The sequence below is a fragment of the Rubrobacter sp. M3-4 genome (assembly GCF_059772285.1).
The window spans coordinates 48,644-69,245 of the sequence record NZ_JCBAJP010000005.1 but is presented as its reverse complement, the minus strand read 5'-3'; the positions used below and the strand labels follow the sequence as shown (position 1 = coordinate 69,245).

The window sequence follows — 20,602 nt, the reverse complement described above, 5'->3', positions numbered from 1 at the left end:
CACCACCCCGCCCCATTTCGCAAACGACTTGCAAAATGTTGTTTCGGGGCTATACTGCCCGGTGGCGAGAAGCTTTTCGAGAGGGAGGTTTTAAGGTTGGCACGACCGGCGCACACGAAGGAAGCGGTGGAGAGGCTCGTGGGCTCTTCGGGGAGGCACGACTGGTCTGTGGAGGATGTTGCGCGGGCGCTTGGTGGGGGGGTGGATTTCTCGACGGTATGGCGGGCGATGCGGCGGCTGGAGGAGGAGGGGGTATTGAGGCGGGTGGAGTTCGGGGATGGGAAGGCGCGCTACGAGGCGGCCCGCGGGCACCACGAGCACGTCAGGTGTGAGCGGTGCGGGACGATTTCCGCCGTCGAGGGGTGCATCGTCGGCGGGTGTGAGAAGAGGGTCGAGGAGGCGACGGGGTTTCGGGTCTTCGGGCACGAGTTGCTCTTCACCGGCCTCTGTCCCCGTTGTTCGGGGGAGGGAGCATGAACGGGGCGACGATAGCCACGCTCGTGTTTTCGTCGGTGACGTTCTTCTCGACGATGGCCGGGGGGATAGCGGCGCTGCGCTGGCCGGGACGCCGGCAGGTTTTGATGGCTCTAGCCGGGGGCGTGGTGCTCGGGGCGGCGTTCTTCGACCTGTTGCCGGATGCGGTGAGCCGGGCCTCTGAGCTCGGGATGCAGCCGGTGGTGCCGCTCGGGGCTGCGCTCGCCGGGTACCTTGCGTTCAGGGTGATGGAGCACTCCGCGGGGCACCACGAGAAAGGTGGAGGGACGGCCGGGCTCGTCGGAGCCGGTGGTTTCGTGGTGCACAGCTTCTTCGACGGGCTCGCCATCGGGCTCGGGTTCGAGGTCAGCATGAGCGTGGGGGTGCTGGTCGCGCTCGCGGTCATCGGGCACGATTTCTCCGACGGGCTTGACACCGTCTCCTACATGGTCGCCCACGGCCAGCCGGTGAAGCGGTCCGTGGGGATGCTCGTGGCGGACGCGCTCACCCCGCTCGTCGGGGCGGTCGTGGCGATGGTGCTGCCGGTTCCGGGCGTGGTGTTCCCGGTGGCGATAGGGTTCTTCTCCGGGCTCTTCATCTTCGCCGCGACGGGGAGGCTGCTGCCGCTCGCTGCGCCGCTCGGGTTCCGGAGGAGCACGCTGCTCGCGCTCGGGGGGGTGTTGTTCATGTTCCTGATCAGCCGCCTCGCCTGATCCGGTTACAATCCCTTCGGAGTCGAGCGGAAGGGAGGATGGCTTTGGAGGTGAGGACGGTCGCCGGGGAGGATCTCGAGACCCTCTCCCGGTTGCTCGCGCTCGCGTTCGGGAACGACGTCGGGCGCTGGAGGGACTACTTCGACCCCGGGAAGAACCCCCGGGTGGATCCCGAGAGCGTCTACGTGCTGGAGGAAGACGGGGAGGTGCGGGCGACGGCGACCGTGCTCCCGCTCGAGGCCTATGTTGAGGGGAGGGCGGTGCCGGTGGGCGGGGTCGCCGCGGTGGCCGCCCACCCGGCGTACCGGAGGCGGGGTTACGCCGGGGAGCTCGTGCGCGAGGCGCTGCGCCGGATGCGCGCGGGAGGTGTTTCGCTCTCGATGCTCTGGCCCTTCGCCCACGCCTTCTACCGCTCCTTCGGCTACGAGCTCGCGGGCGAGGCCATCGAGTACCGGCTGGAGCCGGGGAAGCTGCCGACGTCTCCGGAGCAGCGGAACGTGCGGGCCTGCTGCGAGGAGGACCTGGTGCGGATGATGGGGTTGCACGAGGAGGCGGCCGCCCGCCACCGGCTCTGCGTGCGCCGCGGCCGGGCGTACTGGGAGAGGCTTCTGGGGCGGGAGGAGGTCGAGGCCGCCGTCTACGAGCAGGGCGACGAGCTGGAGGGGTACATGCTCTACGAGACGAGCCCCTTCGAGCCCGCCCGGGAGCCGCGCCGGACGATGCGGGTGCGCGAGCTCGTCTGGCGGACACCCCAGGCCCTGGCCGGGCTCCTCTCGCTCCCCGCCTCGCTCGACCCGGAGGTCTTCGGCGTCAGGATGTGGAGCCCGCGCGGGGAGCCGCTGCACCCCTACCTGAGGAGCTCATACGTCGAGGCGCGGGTGAGCCCCGAGCAGATGCTCCGGATCGTCGACGTGCGCGGCGCCCTGGATCTCTTGCGGCCCCGGGGATCACGGTCGCTCGCGCTCGACGTCCGAGATGAGCTCTTTCCGGAGAACGAGGGGGAGCACGTCGTGGGGGAGGGGGAGATCGCCGGGCGCGTCACGCTCGACGTGCGGCGGCTAGCGCAGCTCTACGCCGGGTATTTGCCCGCGCGCGATCTCGCCCGGCGCGGGCTCATCGAGCCCGACACGGAGCGGGCGCTGGAGGTTCTCGAGGAGATCTTCCCGGTGCGGGACCCGTGGGTCTTCCGCCCGGACCACTTCTAGCGCGCGATCTTCTCCAGGGTGCGGCCCGTCGAGCGGGGGCCGAGGATGCCCACGTCCAGGCAGAGGATCCCCAGGATCACGGCCGAGCCGATGAACGTCGCCGCCGGGCCGTAGGCCGCCAGGAAAGGAACGGCGACGAACGGCAGGACGGCGCTCGTCAGGCGGCTCAGGCTGTACGCCGTGCCGACGGCCGTGCCGCGCATGCGGGTCGGGAAGATCTCCGCCTGGTAGATGTGGAAGGCGTTGGAGAAGAGGTTGCTCACCGCGGTGAGCAGGAACCCGGATAAGACGATCACGGGCACCGAGGAGGCGAAGCCGAAGACCATCCCGAGGATCGCCATCAGGATCGCCGAACCGACGATGATCCACTTGCGCTCGAAACGCTCGACGACGGGCACCGAGACCATCGAGCCTATCGGGTAGCCGAGGAAGATGAGCGCGGTGTACCCGAGCGTCTCGACGATGTCGAAGCCCTTGTCGGTGAGGACTATCGGGGCGAGCGAGCCGAAGCCGTAGTAACCGACGGTCTGCAGGATCTGGAAGACGAAGAGCATCACCGTACGCCGGGCGTAGCCCTCATCGAAGATCTCCCGGAAGGTCGCCTCGCGCTGGGGCTCGACCGGGGCGGGCTCGGGCGCAGGCAGCTCGTCGATGCCGCGCTCGCGGCGGGCCGCTTCCTCCATCCGGCGCATCGCCGCCTCGGCCTCCAGCGGACGGCCCTTTATCTCGTACCACCGCGGCGACTCCGGGAGGCTGCGGCGCATGAACCAGACGATGAACGCCCCGAGCGAGCCGAAGACGAAGAGCCACCGCCAGCCGGCGATCCCGCCCAGGTCGTTCGGGGCGAGAAGCCGACCGGCGAGCCCGGCGACCGGCACCCCGAAGAAGCCTATGGTGTAGGCGAGCGCGGTGAACCGGCCGCGCACCCGGCGCGGGACCATCTCGCCCATGTAGATGTCGGTCATCGGGAGCGTCGCCCCGAGCCCGAGGCCGCCGAGGAAGCGGAAGATCAGGATAAGGGCCAGCGAGGGCGCGAACGCGGCGGCGAGCGAGAAGATCGAGTAGATCAGGAGGTCCACCTGGTACATCGCCCGCCGCCCGACGTAGTCCGAGACGATCCCGAGCACGCTCGCCCCGAAGAACATCCCGACGAAGCCCGAGCCGATGACGAGCGCCTTGCCCGTGGTTCCCAGGTTGAAGGTGTCCGCGAGCACCGCCGCCAGGACCCCGCCGAGGAAGATGTCGTAGAGGTCGAAGAAGGTGCCTACACCGAGCACGGCGATGAGCCTGCGGTGCATCGAGTAGACCGGCAGTCGGTCCAGGCGCGAGGCTATCGTGATCCGGGTTCCCTGCGTCCGCACCCTCCTCCCCGTGAAAAGGTCTCACACGGGCCGGAATATACACGCCCGTCCGCCGGGATCGCAAATATAATTGGCCGGTACCCTGCTTATTACAGGCGAGATCAGGGAGGGGCATGAAGACCACCGGCACTCTCGGCTACGCGGCGATGTTCGAGCAGTTCCACCCGACGGACCTCCTGAGGTGGTCGAAACAGGCGGAGGAGGCCGGGTTCACCTCGGTGATGGCCTCCGACCACTTCCACCCCTGGACCCCGGAGCAGGGGCAGAGCGCGTTCGTGTGGAGCTGGCTCGGGGCGCTCGGGGCGACGACTTCTTTGCGCTTCGGGACCGGGGTGACACCGCCCGGCTTCCGCTACCACCCGGCGGTGATCGCGCAGGCCGCGGCCACGCTGGAGGCGATGTACCCCGGACGCTTCTGGCTCGGGCTGGGAGCCGGTGAGGCCCTGAACGAGCACGTCGTCGGGCGCTACTGGCCCGAGGCCCCGACCCGCCTGCGCATCCTGATGGAGTCGATCGAGGTGATAAGGCGGCTCTTCTCGGGGAAGGTGGTCAAGTACCAGGGGGAGCACATAAAGCTCGAGAGCGCGAGGCTCTACACCCTGCCGGAGAGCCCGCCCCCGATCTACGTCGCCACCGCCGGGCCCGTCATGAGCAGGCGCACCGGGAGGTTGTGCGACGGGATCATCACCGTCGGCGCCCCGGACGAGAAGATAAGGATGCTCATGGAGCGCTTCGAGGAGGGGGCGCGACAGGAGGACAAGGACCCCTCCGAGATGCCGCGCATCCTGCAGCTCCACGTCTCCTACGCGAAGAGCCAGAGAGAGGCCGAGGAGAACGCCCTCAAAGAGTGGCCCAACGGCGGGATGCCCTTCCCCAAAGCCGACATCAGAAACCCCGAGGACTTCGCCGCGATGGCCAGGCAGGTCAGGATAGAGGATTTCGCGAACCGCGTGCTGATCTCCGCCGACCCCGACGAGCACCTGGAGCACATCCAGCACTACGTGGACCTGGGCTTCGACGAGGTCTACGTGCACAACGTCGGGCGTAACCAGGAGGAGTTCATCCGCGTCTACGGGGAGCGGGTGATCCCGAAGCTCCGCTGGCCGGGGGCGGCCTAGCTTGGGCTGGAAGAGGGGGAGCTTCCTCGGGGTCCTTATGGTCGCGGTCGGGGCGGCGTTCTGGGGCACCGACGGGGTGCTGCGGGTGCCGCTCCTTAAGTACATGTCGCCGACGGCGATCGTCTTCTCCGAGCACCTGTTTCTGGCCGCCTACTCGGTCCCGGCGGTCGCGCTCGGCTGGCGGGCGTTCCGCGGCTTCCGGGCGCTGCACTGGCTCGCGCTGTTTACCATAGGCTGGGGAGGCTCGGCGCTCGCCACGCTGATGTTCACCGAGGCGTTCGCACTCGGGAACCCGACCGCCGCGATCCTGCTGCAGAAGACCCAGCCTCTCTTCGCGATAACCCTCTCCTCGCTGCTCCTGCGCGAGCGGCTCGGCTGGCGCTACTGGGGGTGCTTCGTCGTCGCGATGGCCGGGGCGTACCTGATCTCCTTCTCCGACCTCTCGCCGTTCGGGAAGCTCGGAAGCGGTGCGCTACTCTCATCGCTCTTCGCGCTCGGGGCGGCGTTTCTCTGGGGCTCCTCGACGGTCATGGGCCGCTTCGTGCTGCGGGATCTCCCCTTCCACACCCTCACCGGGGCCCGTCTCCTGAGTGCGCTGCCGCTGCTCGGGGTGATCGTGCTCTGGCAGGGGAGGATGGGCGGCGTCGGGGAGGGGATCGCCGCACACCCCCTGCGGGTGGCGCTGCTCGCCCTGATCCCGGGGCTCATCGCCCTCCTGCTCTATTACCGGGGCCTGACCTCCACCCGCGCCTCCTACGCCACCCTCGCCGAGCTCGCCTTCCCCGCGACCGCGGTGGTCCTCAACTGGGTCGTGCTCGGGGTGGGCGTCACACCCAACCAGATCGCGGGCTTCCTCCTCCTTTGGGCTTCGGTCTTCGTGCTCGGACGCCTCAGCGCCCGCTCCCCCGAACCCGAGACTCCCTCCCCGGTGGTGCAGGATTCCGCGCCGGCCAGATGCCGCTGATGGGGCCCGCCCGGAGTCCGGAGCGGAAGGCCCGTGGCTGAGGAGATCTGCTACCTCCCGGCACGTGAGATGGCCCGCATGATCCGGGAGCGCGAGCTCTCCGCCGTGGAGGTCGTCGAGGCCCACCTCCGGCGCATCGAGGAGACGAACCCGAGGGTGAACGCCATCGTCACCCTGGTGCCGGAGCGGGCCGTCGAGGAGGCGCGCGAGGCCGACCGGAGGCTTGCCCGGGGCGGGGAGATCGGGATCCTGCACGGGCTCCCGGTGGTGCACAAGGATCTCGTTACCACCAGGGGCATCCGCACGACCTTCGGCTCTCCGGCCTTCAGAGACTTCGTCCCGGAGGACGATGCGCTCATCGTCGAGCGCCTGAAGAGAGCCGGCGCGATAACCCTGGGCAAGAGCAACACCCCCGAGTTCGGCGCGGGCTCGCAGACGTTCAACCCGATCTTCGGGGCGACCAGAAACCCCTACGACCTCTCGAAGACCTGCGGCGGGTCGAGCGGCGGGGCGGCCGCCGCGCTCGCGGCCGGGATGGTTCCGATCGCCGACGGCTCGGACATGGGGGGATCGCTGCGCAACCCGGCTTCCTTCTGCAACGTCGTGGGTTTGAGGCCCTCACCCGGGAGGGTCCCCACCTGGCCCACGCTCGTCCCGTGGTCCCCGCTCTCGGTCGAAGGTCCGATGGCCCGGAGCGCCTCCGATGTTGCGCTCATGCTCGCGGCGATCGCGGGCCCCGACCCGCGCGCCCCGCTCTCTCTGTCCGAGCCGGGGGAGATCTTCCTCGATTCCCTGGAGCATGACTTCTCCGGAGCGCGTCTCGCCTGGAGTCCCACCCTCGGGGAGCTCCCCGTCGAGCGGGAGGTGTTGGAGACGCTCGAAGGCACCCTCGGTGTCTTCGAAGAGATCGGATGCACCGTCGAGGAGGCCGCACCGGACTTCTCCGGCGCCGACGAGGCGTTCAAGGTCTTCAGGGCCTTCCAGTTCCACCTCTCCTACGGGGAGCTTCTCGCGGAGCACCGGCACGAGATGAAGGAGACGGTGGTCTGGAACATCGAGCAGGGGGCGAGGCTCACCCCGGACGACCTCGCACGGGCCGAGAAGGCCAGGACGGAGCTCTACCACCGGGTGCGAAAGTTCCTCGATCTCTACGACTTCCTGCTCCTCCCGACGGTTCAGGTCCTCCCGTTCGACGTCGAGGTGGAGTACCCGACGGAGGTGGCGGGCGAGCCGATGCAGACCTACATCGACTGGATGAAGTCCTGCTACTACATAACCGTGACCGCCCTGCCCGCGATCTCGGTGCCGGGAGGTTTCACCCCGGAGGGGCTTCCGGTGGGGCTTCAGATCGTGGGCCGTCCCCGCGACGAGGTCGGGGTGCTGCGCCTCGCGCACGCCTTCGAGCAGGCGACGGGGTTCGAAGGCCGGCGTCCTTCTCTCTAGGTCTCCTCGAAGAACGGCTCGCCGGGACGGGCGTAGCGGCGGGCCACCTCCTCGTTCAGCTCGACCCCGAGCCCCGGGGCTTCCGGAACGCGGATGAACCCGTCCTCGATCACGGGGTGGTCGAGACCCGTGACCATCTCCTCCCAGAACGGGACGCTCATCCCGTGCCACTCCAGCGCGAGGAAATTCGGGATCGCGGCGGCCAGGTGCGCCGAGGCGAGCGTCCCGACGGGAGAGGCGATGCAGTGCGGGGCGAGGGCGACGTAGTGGGTGTCTGCCAGGTCGGCTATCTTTCGTCCCTCCAGGAGCCCGCCGGTCTTCTGCAGGTCGGGGGCGGCGATGTCCAGCGCGCCCCTCTCCAGAGCCTCGCGGAAGCCGTAGCGCATGTAGAAGTTCTCGCCGCTCGAGATCGGGGTGCGGGTCCCCGCGGTGACGCGCCGCAGCGCCTCGACGTTCTCCGGCGGGACCGGGTCCTCGAGCCACATCAGCCCGTAAGGCTCGAGCTCGCAGGCCAGCCGCAGCGCGTCGGAGACGTCGTAGCGCCAGTGCAGGTCGAAGGCGATGTCCACCGTATCCCCGACCGCCTCCCGGACGGCCTCGACGAGCGAGACCATGAACCCGACCTCGGCGTGGGTGAGGGTGCCGGAGTGGGTGTCCAGGGTGTGGGGGTTCGGGACGTCGAGGTCGAACTTGAGCGCGGTGAACCCGCGGGAGGCGACCTCGCGGGCGCGGGCGGCGTACATCTCGGGGGTGAAGACCTCGGTGGCCTCCGCCTCCCCGTAGGCCCGACCGTGGACGGGGTGGTTGATCTCGGCGGAGATCGCCGTCCTCTCCTCCTCCGGCAGCCAGCGTGGGCGGCGGGCGACCATGAGCGAGTCGAGCGCTTCGAGCGCCTCCCCGGCGTGGCAGTCGGCGTAGACGCGGACGCGGTCGCGGTACTTACCGCCGAGCAGGCGGTAGATGGGGACGCCGCAGTACTTGCCGAGCACGTCCCAGAGCGCCGCCTCTATCCCGGAGATGGCGTTGTAGACGATCCCGCCCATCGAACCCGCGCCCGAGGCGGCCCAGCGCATCTTGGAGAAGAGCCGGTCGATGTCTCTCGGGTCTTCCCCGACGAGCAGCCGCCCCATCTCGCGGATGATCGCGGTGAGCCCCGGCGCCAGGTAGCTCTCGCCGAGCCCGGTTATCCCTTCGTCGGTCCGGATGCGGATGAAGGTCCAGTCGTAGTTGGCCTCGACGACGGCCGTGCTGATGCTCGTTATCTTCACGCGTCCTCCTCTCTGGGGGGAAGTTGCGGGGTCGCCGCTCCGGTCTTGCCGAGGGCCTGGAGCTCGGCCGGCAGGATGGTCATCTCGGGCACGTAGACGTGCTCCGGGAGCGTGGCGAGGAACAGGCACGCCCGCGCCACGTCCTCGGGCTTGAGCGCCCGCTCGCGCACCTCCCTGGGCGGCGGTGCGGGCCGGTCGTCCAGCAGGGGCGTGTCCACGATGCCGGGCAGCACGCTCGAGAAGCGCACGCCCCTCGCGTGCTCCTCGATGCCCGCCGCCCGCGCGAGCGCGGCCATCCCGGCCTTCGAGGCCTGGTACGCCGGGCCGGAGGCGTCGGGCCAGAACCCGGAGACGCTGCCTATGAGGATGGCCTGGCCGCGCGAGGTTCTGAGGTGGGGAAGCGCGGCCTTGAGGAAGTAGAACGCCCCGCAGAGGTTCACCGAGAGGATGCGCTCCCAGTCCTCCGCGGAGAGCTTCTCCAGGCTCCTGTCGGGGACGTTGGTCCCGGCCGCGAGCACGAGGAGGTCGATTCGCTCACGCCCGCCCGTCTCCGCGACCAGCGCCTCCACGCCCTCGCGGTCCGAGACGTCGAGGGCGTGCGGGATGAGGCGCCCCGTGGCGAGGCGCTCTTCGCCGGCGCCCTCCTCCATGGCCTCCCTCCTGCGCGCCACCGCGTGGACGCGGGCCCCGGAGTCGCAGAAGAGGTTCGCCGTGGCGAGCCCGATCCCGCTCGAGGCCCCGGTGACGATCGCGGTGCACCCGGAGAGCGGACGCCCGTTCACGCCCCCTCCGCCAGAAAGATCTTCACCTGGTCTGTGGGACCTTCGGCCAGGCGGCGGAACGCTTCGGGGCCCTCGGAGAGCGGCAGGGGGTCGGGGAGCTCGCCGATCCCGGCGCGGCCCTCGGAGATCCAGTCGAGCGCCTGCCGGAAGTCCTCGCGGGTGTAGGCGTAGGAGCCCTGCAGCGCGAGCTGGTTGCGCACCAGGTGGTGGAAGGGTATGAGGCTCTCGTCCTCGTGCAGCCCGACGAGGACGGCCATCCCTCCGGGACGGAGCAGCCCGGCGGCGAGACGCCGCGTCTGAGAGGTGCCGGCAGCGTCGAAGACGACGTCGGCACCGAGGCCGCCCGTGGCCTCGCGCAGCGCCTCCTTCGCGTCTTCACCCGAGGGGAACGCTGCGTTCGCCCCGAAGGAGAATGCCTTCTCCCTCCTCCCCTCGTGCGGCTCGACGACGGTGACCTCCGGGATCCCGCTCAGGACCGCGGCCTGCAGGACCATCGTGCCGATGGTGCCCGCGCCGAGGACGACGGCGCGCTCCATCGGCCCCCGAACCTGCGCCAGGCGTACCGCGTGCACCCCGTTGGCGAACGGTTCGGCGAGGGCCGCGGCGGTCATCGGGAGGGTGTCGGGGACCGGCAGCAGCGCCGCGGCGGGGACGCGGACGTACTCTGCGAAGGCTCCGGGGTGCTGGATGCCGATCATGGTGCGGTTGGGGCAGGCGTTCTCCATCCCGGCCCGGCAGATGGGGCACTCGTCGCACGGGAGCAGGGGGTTAACCGCGGCCCTCCTCCCCTCCCACGAAGGGTCCACCCCCTCGCCGACCTTCGACACCGTGCCTGCGAACTCGTGTCCCATCACGAGCGGCGGGGTGCGGTTGCCCATCCTGCCCAGGTACCCTTCGACCTCCGAGCCGCAGATCCCGGCGGCGCCGGTGCGCAGTACCACCTCTCCGGGACCCGGCTCGGGCTCCGGGCTCTCCTCGACCGACATGCTCCGCGGCCCCTGCCAGACCAGTGCCTTCACGCTAGCTTCCCACCTCCTGGGTCCTCCCTACACGCGCCTCCACGTGCTGGCGGCGCACCCTCACCGTCATCATCACTATTCCCGCAAGAAAGAGCGCGGCGGCGAGCACGCTCGCAGTGCTCACGAAGCTGCCGCTCTTCTGCTGCAGATATCCGCCCAGGTAGGGCCCCGCGAACCCGCCCAGGTTGCCGAGCGCGTTGATCAGACCCATCGCTCCACCCGCCACGGCCGCGGGCATCGCCTCCGAGGCAGCGGCCCAGAACGGACCGTCGTAGGCCAGGGCGCCGCCCATCGCCAGGCTCAAAAGCGCCATCGCGGGGACGATGTTGCCCTTGCCGATGGTCACCGAGGCGACGAGGGCGACCGCGGCGATGAGCATCGCGAGGAAGACGTGCAGCGAGTAGTGGCCGTCCCTGTCGGCGGCCCAGCCGTTGACCCACAGCCCGATCATGGCGACGATGTAGGGGATCGCCGTGAGCAGCCCGACCGCCCCGTAACCGCGGTTGCTCATCTCGTGGATCACGGTCGGAAGCCACAGGTTCAGCCCGTAGAAGCCTATCTGGATCAGGAAGTAGACCAGGACGAGCTGCCACACCACGCCGCTTCGCAGGGCCTCCCTGTAGCCGGCCACTTCGGGGGCGTTGCGGCGCTCCTCGGCGATCGTGCGTTCGATGTAGTCACGCTCCTCCTGCGAGACCCAGGAGGCCTCCGAGGGCCAGTCGGCGGCGAGCCACCACCACAGCGGGGCGGCGATGAAGAACGGGAAGAGCCCCTCGATGATGAACAGCCACCGCCAGTCGGCGAACGTCAGGATCCAGCCGGAGAGCGGCGCGGTGATGATCGAGGCTATCGCGATGTTCATGATCCAGAAACCGTAGGCCCGGGCGCGCTCGCGTGCGGGGAACCAGTGGCTTATGAGCACCAGTATCGCGGGCCAGATGCCGCCCTCGGCCACCCCGAGCAAGAACCGCACCGCCAGGAGCTGCCAGTAGTTCTGCACGAGCCCCGAGAGGACCGCGAAGATGCCCCAGACGATGATCATGATCCCGACGAACTTCTTCGCGCTCCAGTGCTCGGCGAGGTGTCCGCCGGGGATCTGCAGGAAGAGGTACCCGATGAAGAAGATCCCCCCGGCGAGCCCCGCGGCTGCGGCTCCTATCCCCAGCTCCTTCTCCATCCCGCCGAAGGCGAACCCGATGTTGGTCCGGTCCATGAACGAGATGATGTAGACGATGATCGCCACCGGGATGAGCCTGGCCCAGCGGGCCCGGCCCACCGGAGCGGGCGTTGCAGAGTCTTGCATGGTTCTCCTCCTTTCCCGGATCTACTTCGGTACCAGCGCGAGGGCCCGGACCGGAGATCCCGAGCCGCCGCGGATCTTGAGCGGGAACGCCATGAACATGCAGAAGGGCGGCAACGACCTCAGGTTGGCGAGGTTCTCGACGATGTAGACCTCGTTGCCGAGAAGCGTGTGGTGGGCCGGGAACTCCTCGTCACCGGAGGCGTCTATCGCCAGGGTGTCACAGCCCACGAGCGACACCTTCCTCTCCACCAGGTATTCTGCGGCCTCCCGGCCGAGGCCCGGCCAGGCCTCGAGGAAGGCCCTGCCCTCCCTGCCCGTCGCCCAGCGTTCGTCCCAGCCGAAGCGTATGAGGACGGCGTCCCCGGGCTCGAGCTCGCCGTGCTCTCGCTCCCAGCTGCGTATACGCCCCGCCGAAAGCGTCTCGCGCGGGGCGAGGTCTGTGGCCTCTATCGTTGCGGCGCGTCCCGCCAGCCGGTTCAGAGGGATCTCGTCTATCCCGTAGTGGGCTTTGCCTTCCGCGATGAAGTGGAGCGGGGCGTCGAGGTGGGTGCCGGTGTGCTCGCCCATGGCGAGCGCGTACTGACAGGCCGCATCCCCGAGCTCGTAGGACTCGTAGAGGGTGCGGCCGAAGCGTGCGTGCGTGGGCCACACAGGGATGCCTTCTTCCAGCGTGTGGGAGAGGTCGACCCACTCGTACTCCTGCAACGCCGGGATTCTTCCCATCAACTGTTTCTGCGTCCCACCGATTGACTCGTTTGTGTCGATTCTGTCTCCCGACCGTAAGCCTGCGTGACCCTCCCGGCATACTCCCGCACCAGCGCCCCGAGCGCCGCCTGCCTCTCCTCCGGCAGACGGTAGGCGGGCGCAGAGATGCTCATGGCGGCTATACACCTCCCCTCCCCGTCGAAGATGGGGGCGGCCACGCACCTTACCTCTTCGTCGCTCTCGGTGTCGTCCACCGCGTACCCGCGCTCCCGCGTGACCTCGAGCTCGGCGCGCAGGGCCTCCGGGTTCGTGATGGAGTGCGGGGTGCGCGACTCGAGCCTGTCCACCGCCAGATACTCCTCCCGCTCCCTCTCGCCGCCGAAGGCCAGAAGCGCCTTGCCCAAAGCCGTGCAGTGCGCCGGGCGGGTCGAACCGGGCCGCGAGAGCACGACCGTGACCGACCGGCGCGGCTCGGTGCGCTCGAGGTAGAGGATCTCCCGTCCCTTCAACACCGCGAGCTGTACGACCTCACCGACCTCCTGCGTCAGCTCGCGCATCACCGGGAGCGACCAGCACCTGAGATCCTCGTCCAGATCGTAGAGGTTGCCGAGCGAAAGACACCGCGGACCCACGTGGTAGAGCCTCCCCTCCCGGCTCACGAACCCGAACTCTTCCAGAGTACGGAGCATCCGCATCGCCGTCGGCTTCGGAAGACCCGCAGCCCGCGCCAGCTCCGTGAGCGTCTTGCCCCCGCCTCCCTCCCCGAAGGCCACCAGAAGGCTCAAACCCCGCGCCAGCGTCTCTACCCGGCCGTCGCGTCTCTCCCTGATCTTCCCTTCCACCTGCTCTCCTTCCCCTTGCAGTAGCGCAAGGTACATGCTTTCATGTTTCGTGTCAAGGAAAGAAAGCAATTTTCATTCAATGGAACAAATCTCTGGAGGTGGGTGATGACGCAGGGGATGAGGCGGCTCGAGGGGAAGCGGGTCGTGGTGACCGGGGCCGGGAGCGGTATCGGGCGGGCGATAGCGCTCAGGATGGCCTCGGAGGGGGCGAGGGTGGTTCTGGCGGACGTGGACGAGGAGGCCGCGCGGAAGGTGGCGGCGGAGATCGAGGGCGAGACGCTGGTGCATCGGGTGGACGTGAGGCGGGCCGATGAGGTGGAGGCGCTCGTCGGGCGGGTCGTCGAGGAGTGGGGCGGGCTCGACGTGATGGTCAACAACGCCGGGGTGGGGGTGGCGGCGACCGCTCCCGATACGACCGAGGAGGACTACGACCGGATGATGGACGTGTGCGTGCGGGGGACCTTCCTCGGGATGAAGTATGCCATCCCCGCCATCCGGGATTCCGGGGGTGGGTCGGTCATAAACATGTCTTCCATCGCGGCGCTGGTGGGGCTCACCGACCGGGCGGTCTACTGCGCGGCGAAGGGTGCGATCCTCTCGATGACCCGGGCCTGCGCGATGGACCACATCGGGGAGGGGGTGAGGGTCAACTGCATCGCGCCCGGGACGGTGGACACGCCGTGGGTCGCCAGGATCACGGCCGGCTACGACGACCCGGAGGAGGCGCGCGCCAGGATGCGGGCGCGTCAGCCGCACGGGCGGCTCGTCAGGCCGGACGAGATCGCCGCGATGGCCGCCTACCTGGCCTCCGATGAGGCCGAGTCGGTCGTCGGAGCGTGCATGGTGGTGGATGGGGGTGTCACGGCCCGCTAGAGTAGGACGAGGACAGGGGAAAGGGGGAGTGAACAGGTGTCTGTGAGAAGGGGAGTCGCCGGGAGGAGCCGGGTGCGCTGGCTGATGGTCGTCCTGGCCTTCTTCGGCATAGCCATAAACTACATCGACCGGGCGAACCTCGGGGTCGCGGCGACCCACATCCAGAAGGAGCTCGGGATAGGCGATTTCGCGATGGGGCTCGCGCTCGGGGCGTTCTTCTACACCTACGCCTTCTTCCAGCTCCCGATGGGTTACTGGGTCGACCGGTTCGGGGCGCGGCTCGTCTACACGGTGGCGGTCGTGTGGTGGTCGGTCTTTACTGCGGCCACCGGGCTCGCGAGGAACTTCGCCTCGCTCTTCGGGTTCCGGCTCCTGCTCGGCGTGGGTGAGGCCGGAGGGTATCCGAGCTGCGCCAAGGTCGTCTCCCAGTGGTTCCCCAAACAGGAGCGGGCCTTTGCCACCAGCATCTTCGACTCCGGAGCCAGGGTCGGCACGGCGCTCTCGCTCCCGATAGTCGCCGGGCTCATCGGGGCGTTCGGGTGGCGGGTCTCCTTCGCCGTGACCGGGGCTTTGGGGATCGTGTGGGCCATCTTCTGGGTGCTGCTCTACCGCAGCCCGAGGAGGCATCCGAGGGTGTCTGAGGAAGAGCTGCGGTACATCGAGGCCGGCGGGGCCAGGACCGCCGACTACGACAGGAGCCGGGAGCCTCAGAGGAGAGCGAACGAGATCCGCTGGCGGGATCTCTTCCGCTACCGCACGATCTGGGGGATGATGATCGGGTTCTTCTGCCTCAACTTCGTCATCTACTTCTTCATCACCTGGTTCCCGAGCTACCTGGTGGAGGCCAGGGGCTTCGACCTCCTGCAGCTCGGCATCTTCGGGACGATCCCGGCGATCGTCGCGATACCCGGCGGCTGGGTCGGGGGGCTCTTCTCGGACTTCCTGGTCCGGCGGGGGGCGAGCCTTACCGTGGCGCGCAAGGTGTGCCTGGTCGGCGGGATGCTCTTCTCCTCGGTGATAGCCCTCGCCGCGCTGGTGCCGACGGCGGCCGGGGCGCTCGCGTTGCTTTCGGTCTCCTACGCGAGCCTCACCTTCGCGGCGGCGAGCGTCTGGTCGCTGCCGGCCGACGTCGCGCCGCAGGCCGCCGAGGGGTCTTCCGTCTCCTGGGTCGCCTCGATCGGCGGCATCCAGAACTTCGCCTCGAACCTCGCCGGGATCGCGAGCCCCGCCGTGCTCGGAGCGGTCCTCGCCACCACGGGCTCGTTCGTCGGCGGGCTCCTCACCGCTGGCGCCCTCGCGATCGTCGGGGCGCTCTCCTACCTCTTTATCGTGGGCAGGGTCGAGCCGCTGCCGGCGGAGAGGGTGCGGGGCGGACGTCCGAGCCGGGTGGTTTGAGAGAGGAGGAGAGAGATGACCAGGATAGTAGATCTGGAGGCCCGCGACGTACGCTTCCCGACCTCGCGCGACCTCTCGGGGTCAGATGCGATGCACCACGCCCCCGACTACTCGGCGGCGTACGTGATCCTCAAAACCGACGAACCCGGCCTCGAGGGCCACGGCCTCGCCTTCACCTGCGGGCGTGGCACCGAGGTGATCGTCTCCGGCATCGAGGCGCTCGCCCCGCTGGTAGTAGATGAGGAGCTCGAGAGGTTCACCTCGGACATGGGGGCCTTCTGGGAGCGGATGACCTCCGACGAGCAGCTACGGTGGCTCGGGCCGCAGAAGGGCGTGATCCACATGGCCACCGCCGCCATCGTCAACGCCGTGTGGGACCTGTGGGCGAAGAGAGAGGGCAAACCGCTCTGGAAGCTCCTCTCGGACATGAGCCCCGAGGAGATCGTCTCCTGCGCGCCTTTCAGGTACATCACCGACGCGTTGACCCCGGAGGAGGCGCTCGACATCCTCCGGGAGAACGAGCCCACCCGCGCCGAACGCGAGCGGGAGATGTTGGAGAAAGGTTTCCCCGCATACACCACCTCGGCGGGCTGGCTCGGCTACCCCGACGAGAAGATGAGACGCCTCGCCCGCGAGGGAGTCGAGAGGGGCTGGACCCACTTCAAGATGAAGGTCGGGGCGGACGTCGAGGACGACGTCAGGCGGGCCGCCATCCTCCGGGAGGAGATCGGACCGGAGAGGAAGCTCATGGTCGACGCCAACCAGGTGTGGGAGGTGGAAGAGGCCATAGGCTGGATGGAGCGCCTCGCGCCCTTCGACCCGTACTGGATCGAAGAACCCACCAGCCCCGACGACGTCCTCGGTCACGCCCGCATAGCGAAAGCTGTGGCACCCATAGGAGTCGCCACCGGGGAGCACTGCCAGAACCGCATCGTCTTCAAGCAGCTGATGCAGGCCGATGCCATAAGCTTCTGCCAGATAGACGCCTGCCGGCTCGGCGGGGTGAACGAGGTGATCGCGGTGCTCCTTCTGGCGAAGAAGTTCGGGATCCCGGTCTGCCCGCACGCGGGCGGGGTGGGCTTGTGCGAGTACGTCCAGCACCTCTCGATCTTCGACTACATCTGCGTTGGAGCCTCGCTCGAGGATCGCATCCTCGAGTACGTCGACCACCTGCACGAGCACTTCGTCCACCCAGTCGTGATAAAGGACGGCCGATACATGCCCCCGGAAGCCCCCGGCTACTCGATAGAGATGAAGCGCGCCTCTCTGGAGGAGTACGCTTTCCCTGACGGGCCGGTGTGGAGCGAGGAGGGGGGTAAGCTGTGAGCCCGGTTGCGGCGGTCGTCGGGGTGGGGCCGGGGCTCGGCTCGGCGGTGGCCCGACGCTTCGCGCGGGAGGGGTTTGCGGTGGCCCTCGTGGCCCGCACCGGCGAGAGCCTGGAGGGGGCCCGGCGGGAGATGGAGGAGGGTGGAGGACGGGCGTTCCCCGTTCTGGCGGACGCCACCGACCATGAGTCGGTCGCGCGGGCGTTCGGGCGCATCCGGTCGGAGCTCGGCGACCCGCAGGTGCTCGTGTACAACGCGGGGGCGTTCCAGCCCGGCGGCATCCTGGAGATAGAACCCGAGCGCTTCGAATACTGCTTCAGAGCCAACTGCGCCGGGGCGTTCTACTGCGCCCGCGAGGTGCTACCCGCGATGGTAGGGGCGGGGCGCGGGACCATCATCCTCACCGGCGCCACGGCGTCGCTGCGCGGGTCGGCCCGCTTCGCGGCGCTCGCGGTGGGCAAGTTCGGGCTTCGGGCGCTCGCGCAGTCGATGGCGCGCGAGTTCGGGCCGCAGGGGGTGCACGTGGCGCACGTCGTCATAGACGGTCAGATCGACACGCCCCGCGTGCGCGCCATGCAGCCGGACCGCGAGGCGCACACGATGCTCTCCCCCGAGGCCATCGCCGAGGCCTACTGGCGGCTACACGTCCAGGATCCGACGGCCTGGACGCTCGAGCTCGACCTCAGGCCCGCCGTCGAGCGTTTCTGAGGGGACCTGCCCCGGACTTTCCCTGGCCCGCGAGATGGTCGGCGTAGCGTCCGATCAGGCGGGCATCCGTCGCGGGACGTCTCAGGGAACTCCTGGCGAGGGCCTCTTGCGCCGCCGCGTCGTCGTAGGTGTTGTCATCGCGCAGCCCGTATTCCTCCATCGCGAGGAGTGCTCCTCCCTGTCCGGTTGTGCGTATCTCCTCCAGCCACTCCCGCAGGGGGACGCGCTCCAGCGGGTGTCCGGCCTCCTCGAGCCAGTCGAAGACCTTCTCCGCCTCAACCGGATCCGGGTTCGCCAGATGGAAGGTTCCCCCGATGGCCTCCGGATCGTCGGCCAGTTGCAGGATGGCACCGGCGACGAAGTCCACCGGGCTCATCTCCAGCGACCAGTCCGCCGCTCGTGGGGCGAGCCCCGTCTGCAGCGAGCCCGCGAGGAGGGTCGTGAGGAAATCGTGCGGGTTGGAGGCTCCGCTCTCGCTGTGACCGGAGATGTTGCCGGGACGGTACACCGAGACCGGGAGCCCCCTCTCCGCGGCCTGCCGTACGAGCTTCTCCGCCACCCACTTGGATTGCCCGTAACCGTCGGGACGGGCGCCGGCGAGCGCGTCGAGGTCCTCGTCCTCGCGGCACACGCGGCCGGCGTCCGGGAAGATGCCGTTCGTGGAGACGTGGTGCACCGGGGTGGCTCCGGCCAGGCAGGCGAGGCGCAGCACCTCCCGGGTTCCGGACACGTTGGCGCCGGCGAGCTCGCGGTACGGGTAGAGCAGGTTGACCCGGGCTCCGGCGTGGATGATCAGATCCACCCCCCGCGCCAGGTGCTCGAAGTCTGCTTCTCCCATCCCGAAGAGGGGCTGCTCCAGGTCCCCGGAGACCGCGACGATGCGTCGCCCGTAGTCGGGGTGCCAGAGTCCGTAACCCTCCAGGTTCTCCTCGAGGGCCTTCTCGGGGTCTTCCGCCCCACGCGGGCGGACCAGACAGTGGATCCTCGCCCTGGTGCGTGAGAGCAACCCCTCCAGAAGGAACGCCCCCAGAAAACCCGTGGCCCCGGTGAGAAAGACGTTCTCCGCTTCCCGCAGCAGTACAGGGCGCGCTCCGGGTTGCGCGGGGAAGATGTCCCCATCCAGCCGCGCCTCTGCCCGCAGGTCGAGGTGCATGGCCTCTCCTGGAGGGGCTTCCAGCCTGCGGATCAGGGAGACGGGCGTGGGATCTTCGAGGAACTCCGAGACCGCGATCCGCACGCCGAACGTCTCCTCCAGGGCTCCCATCAGCTCGGCGGCGGCGAGCGAGTGTCCTCCCAGCTCGAAGAAGTCGTCTTCGGGGTGCACCTCGCCTTGCTCGAACCCGAGCAGATCTTCCCAGAGCGAGATCACGAGATCCCGCTTCTCCTCCGGGGAGGCTCCGGGGGGGATCCGCTTCGGGAGCGGCCTCCTGCCGCTCTCCCTGGGAGGCGGCGCGGGGAGCTTCCCGCGATCCACCTTGCCGCTCGTCTTCTGCAGGGGGAGGGAGTCGAGCTCGACGAAGACGCCCGGAACCATGTAGTGCGGGAGCCTCTCACCGAGGCGCTCTCGGATCTCCGGGCTTCGCCCCGTGTTCGGGTCTATACGCCAGCCCGCGTACCGCCCACCGTGCTCCTCCGGAGGGGCCGGGACCAGGTAGGCGACCAGGCGTTTGTCTTCGCCCTCTTCGCCGTCGACGACCGCCACGCAACCGCTCACGGCGAGCTCTCGCTCGATCGCGGCCTCGACCGCACCGAGCTCGACGCTGTAGCCCCGGACCTTCTGCATGGAGTCGCACCGGCCGAGTATCTCCAGTTTGCCGTCCGGGAGCAGCCGAGCCCGGTCTCCGGAGCGGTACATCCGGGACCCGTCTCTCCGGAAGGGGTCCGCGACGAACCGGCTGACGGTGAGCTCCGGTCGCTCCACGTACCCGTGCGCGAGGCATTCACCTCCGACGTAGAGTTCCCCCGGCTCGCCCCGCGGGACTGGCCGGCCCGCCTCGTCCAGCACGTACAGACGGTCCGGGGCCATCGGCTGTCCCACCGGGCAGTGGAGGGTGTCGGGTGTCGCCAGGAGGTCTTGCAGATCCCCCGCGGCGACCTCGTGCGTCTCGCTGATGCTGTAGACGTTCATGATGCGGGTGTTCGGCAGCGCCGAGAGCGCGCTCTGGGCGAGCTTCTTCGTCACGACCTCGCCGTTGAGCCAGAGCGTGCGCAGCGAGGAGAGCCTCCCGGACAGTCCCTCATCTCCCCCGGAGAGCACCGTCCCGAGGAGCGAGGGGGTCATGAGCGTCTCGGTGATGCAGTTCTCCTCCAGGTACGAGATCAGGGCGGCCGGATCGTAGATGACGTCGTCCGGGATCACGTACGAGGTCGCCCCCCGCAGGAGCGGACGGAAGACCTCCCAGACGAAGAACACGTTACACCCCACCCGGTCACCCGGGCGGTAGTCGCTCACCCCGAAACGCCACAGGTATGAGCGGACCGCCGCCCGGTGTGGGTTGACGACGCCCTTGGGTCTGCCCGTCGTCCCCGAGGAATAGGCGATGAAGCACGGATCCTGGAGGCTGGTTCGCGGATCCGGCGGTTCCCCGACCGGGTCGTCCCATCCGTCCTCCGCGCACAGCTTCTTCTGCTCACGCGGCAGCCGGCCGGCGTGCCGCTCGCGGGTCAGCACGACCGGGGGCCTGCAGTCTTCGAGCACCTCGGCGAGCAGGCTCTCCGGGTAGGCAAGCTCCAGCGGCAGGAAGGCGCCCCCGGCCTTCATCGCCGCCAGGCAGGCGACGACGTACTCGGCGCAGCGCTCCATGTAGACGCCGACCGGGGTTCCCCGGACGACGCCTTCCCGAGCCAGCCGGGATGCCAGGGCGCGGGATTTATGGTCCAGCATTCGGTACGTGAGCGTCATGCCGTCGTCGACGATCGCCGGAGCGTGCGGGGTGCGGGCCGCCTGCTCTTCGATGAGATGGTGCAGGGGCTCTACGCCCCTCTCCTTGCCCAAGGGTCTCCTCCTTGTGAGCTCTCAGTGCCTGTCGTGGAAGGGCTTTCGCGGAGCGTGCGCGTGGCCGGAGGTTTCAGGTGTGGTGCGGGTGTGAGCGTGATTCCCGCCG

At 69.0% G+C, this 20,602-nt stretch carries 18 protein-coding genes; 10 read left to right on the top strand and 8 right to left on the bottom strand.

Going from position 1 to position 20,602, the window contains the following annotated elements; genetic code table 11:
* Nucleotides 1-96: 96 nt before the first annotated feature.
* Genes AC6EKW_RS07220 through AC6EKW_RS07210 form a run of 3 tightly spaced genes read left to right on the top strand, consistent with a single transcriptional unit; the run spans nucleotide 97 to nucleotide 2,392 of the window.
* On the top strand, nucleotides 97-477 hold the full coding sequence (locus AC6EKW_RS07220) for a Fur family transcriptional regulator (protein ID WP_273888080.1): 381 nt from the start codon (nucleotides 97-99) through the stop codon (nucleotides 475-477).
* A complete protein-coding gene (locus AC6EKW_RS07215; RefSeq protein ID WP_273888081.1) occupies nucleotides 474-1,187 on the top strand; it encodes a ZIP family metal transporter in 714 nt (237 codons plus the stop codon). The genes AC6EKW_RS07220 and AC6EKW_RS07215 overlap by 4 nt, the downstream gene beginning before the upstream one ends.
* A gap of 50 nt (nucleotides 1,188-1,237) precedes the next feature.
* Nucleotides 1,238-2,392: a GNAT family N-acetyltransferase gene (locus AC6EKW_RS07210; protein ID WP_498514127.1), complete on the top strand. Its 1,155-nt coding sequence runs from the start codon at nucleotides 1,238-1,240 to the stop codon at nucleotides 2,390-2,392.
* Here AC6EKW_RS07210 and AC6EKW_RS07205 read toward each other — a convergent pair.
* The gene (locus AC6EKW_RS07205) at nucleotides 2,389-3,753 is read right to left on the bottom strand and encodes an MFS transporter (RefSeq protein ID WP_273888082.1); all 1,365 of its coding nucleotides are present in this window, start codon (nucleotides 3,751-3,753) and stop codon (nucleotides 2,389-2,391) included. The two genes, AC6EKW_RS07210 and AC6EKW_RS07205, sit on opposite strands and share 4 nt — an antisense overlap.
* 113 nt (nucleotides 3,754-3,866) lie before the next feature.
* Here AC6EKW_RS07205 and AC6EKW_RS07200 point away from each other — a divergent pair, with 113 nt between their 5' ends.
* Genes AC6EKW_RS07200 through AC6EKW_RS07190 form a run of 3 tightly spaced genes read left to right on the top strand, consistent with a single transcriptional unit; the run spans nucleotide 3,867 to nucleotide 7,278 of the window.
* A complete protein-coding gene (locus AC6EKW_RS07200; protein ID WP_498514050.1) occupies nucleotides 3,867-4,871 on the top strand; it encodes a TIGR03557 family F420-dependent LLM class oxidoreductase in 1,005 nt (334 codons plus the stop codon).
* Nucleotide 4,872: 1 nt separating this feature from the next.
* On the top strand, nucleotides 4,873-5,835 hold the full coding sequence (locus tag AC6EKW_RS07195; protein WP_273888084.1) for a DMT family transporter: 963 nt from the start codon (nucleotides 4,873-4,875) through the stop codon (nucleotides 5,833-5,835).
* A 33-nt stretch (nucleotides 5,836-5,868) separates the two neighbouring features.
* Entirely contained in the window at nucleotides 5,869-7,278 is a 1,410-nt protein-coding gene (locus AC6EKW_RS07190; RefSeq protein ID WP_498514049.1) for an amidase, read from the top strand.
* Here the strand turns inward: AC6EKW_RS07190 and AC6EKW_RS07185 are convergent.
* From AC6EKW_RS07185 to AC6EKW_RS07160, 6 genes are read right to left on the bottom strand one after another with little or no spacing between them, the layout of a single operon-like run.
* On the bottom strand, nucleotides 7,275-8,546 hold the full coding sequence (locus tag AC6EKW_RS07185; RefSeq protein WP_498514048.1) for a mandelate racemase/muconate lactonizing enzyme family protein: 1,272 nt from the start codon (nucleotides 8,544-8,546) through the stop codon (nucleotides 7,275-7,277). The two genes, AC6EKW_RS07190 and AC6EKW_RS07185, sit on opposite strands and share 4 nt — an antisense overlap.
* On the bottom strand, nucleotides 8,543-9,328 hold the full coding sequence (locus tag AC6EKW_RS07180) for an SDR family oxidoreductase (RefSeq protein WP_498514047.1): 786 nt from the start codon (nucleotides 9,326-9,328) through the stop codon (nucleotides 8,543-8,545). The genes AC6EKW_RS07185 and AC6EKW_RS07180 overlap by 4 nt, the downstream gene beginning before the upstream one ends.
* Nucleotides 9,325-10,347, bottom strand: coding sequence for a galactitol-1-phosphate 5-dehydrogenase (locus AC6EKW_RS07175; protein WP_498514046.1), 1,023 nt, complete (start codon nucleotides 10,345-10,347; stop codon nucleotides 9,325-9,327). Before AC6EKW_RS07175 ends, AC6EKW_RS07180 begins: the two co-directional genes overlap by 4 nt.
* A 1-nt stretch (nucleotide 10,348) precedes the next feature.
* Nucleotides 10,349-11,650, bottom strand: coding sequence for an MFS transporter (locus tag AC6EKW_RS07170; protein ID WP_498514045.1), 1,302 nt, complete (start codon nucleotides 11,648-11,650; stop codon nucleotides 10,349-10,351).
* A gap of 21 nt (nucleotides 11,651-11,671) precedes the next feature.
* Nucleotides 11,672-12,373 (bottom strand): cyclase family protein, encoded by a 702-nt coding sequence (locus tag AC6EKW_RS07165; protein WP_498514126.1) that lies wholly within the window; start codon nucleotides 12,371-12,373, stop codon nucleotides 11,672-11,674.
* Entirely contained in the window at nucleotides 12,373-13,197 is an 825-nt protein-coding gene (locus tag AC6EKW_RS07160) for an IclR family transcriptional regulator (RefSeq protein WP_498514044.1), read from the bottom strand. Before AC6EKW_RS07160 ends, AC6EKW_RS07165 begins: the two co-directional genes overlap by 1 nt.
* 105 nt (nucleotides 13,198-13,302) lie before the next feature.
* On the opposite strand from AC6EKW_RS07160, the gene AC6EKW_RS07155 reads away from it, so the two are divergent.
* The 4 genes from AC6EKW_RS07155 (at nucleotide 13,303) to AC6EKW_RS07140 (ending at nucleotide 17,498) form a co-directional block, all read left to right on the top strand.
* Entirely contained in the window at nucleotides 13,303-14,070 is a 768-nt protein-coding gene (locus AC6EKW_RS07155) for an SDR family NAD(P)-dependent oxidoreductase (protein WP_498514043.1), read from the top strand.
* Between the two features lie 84 nt (nucleotides 14,071-14,154).
* Nucleotides 14,155-15,465: an MFS transporter gene (locus tag AC6EKW_RS07150; RefSeq protein WP_420542052.1), complete on the top strand. Its 1,311-nt coding sequence runs from the start codon at nucleotides 14,155-14,157 to the stop codon at nucleotides 15,463-15,465.
* A 15-nt stretch (nucleotides 15,466-15,480) separates the two neighbouring features.
* Nucleotides 15,481-16,791, top strand: a complete 1,311-nt coding sequence (locus AC6EKW_RS07145; RefSeq protein WP_498514042.1) for an L-fuconate dehydratase — start codon at nucleotides 15,481-15,483, stop codon at nucleotides 16,789-16,791.
* Nucleotides 16,788-17,498, top strand: a complete 711-nt coding sequence (locus AC6EKW_RS07140) for an SDR family NAD(P)-dependent oxidoreductase (RefSeq protein WP_498514041.1) — start codon at nucleotides 16,788-16,790, stop codon at nucleotides 17,496-17,498. Before AC6EKW_RS07145 ends, AC6EKW_RS07140 begins: the two co-directional genes overlap by 4 nt.
* On the opposite strand, the gene AC6EKW_RS07135 is transcribed toward AC6EKW_RS07140, so the two are convergent.
* Complete coding sequence (locus AC6EKW_RS07135; protein ID WP_498514040.1) at nucleotides 17,473-20,493, bottom strand: non-ribosomal peptide synthetase; 3,021 nt, start codon at nucleotides 20,491-20,493, stop codon at nucleotides 17,473-17,475. The genes AC6EKW_RS07140 and AC6EKW_RS07135 overlap by 26 nt on opposite strands.
* Between the last annotated feature and the right edge of the window lie 109 nt (nucleotides 20,494-20,602).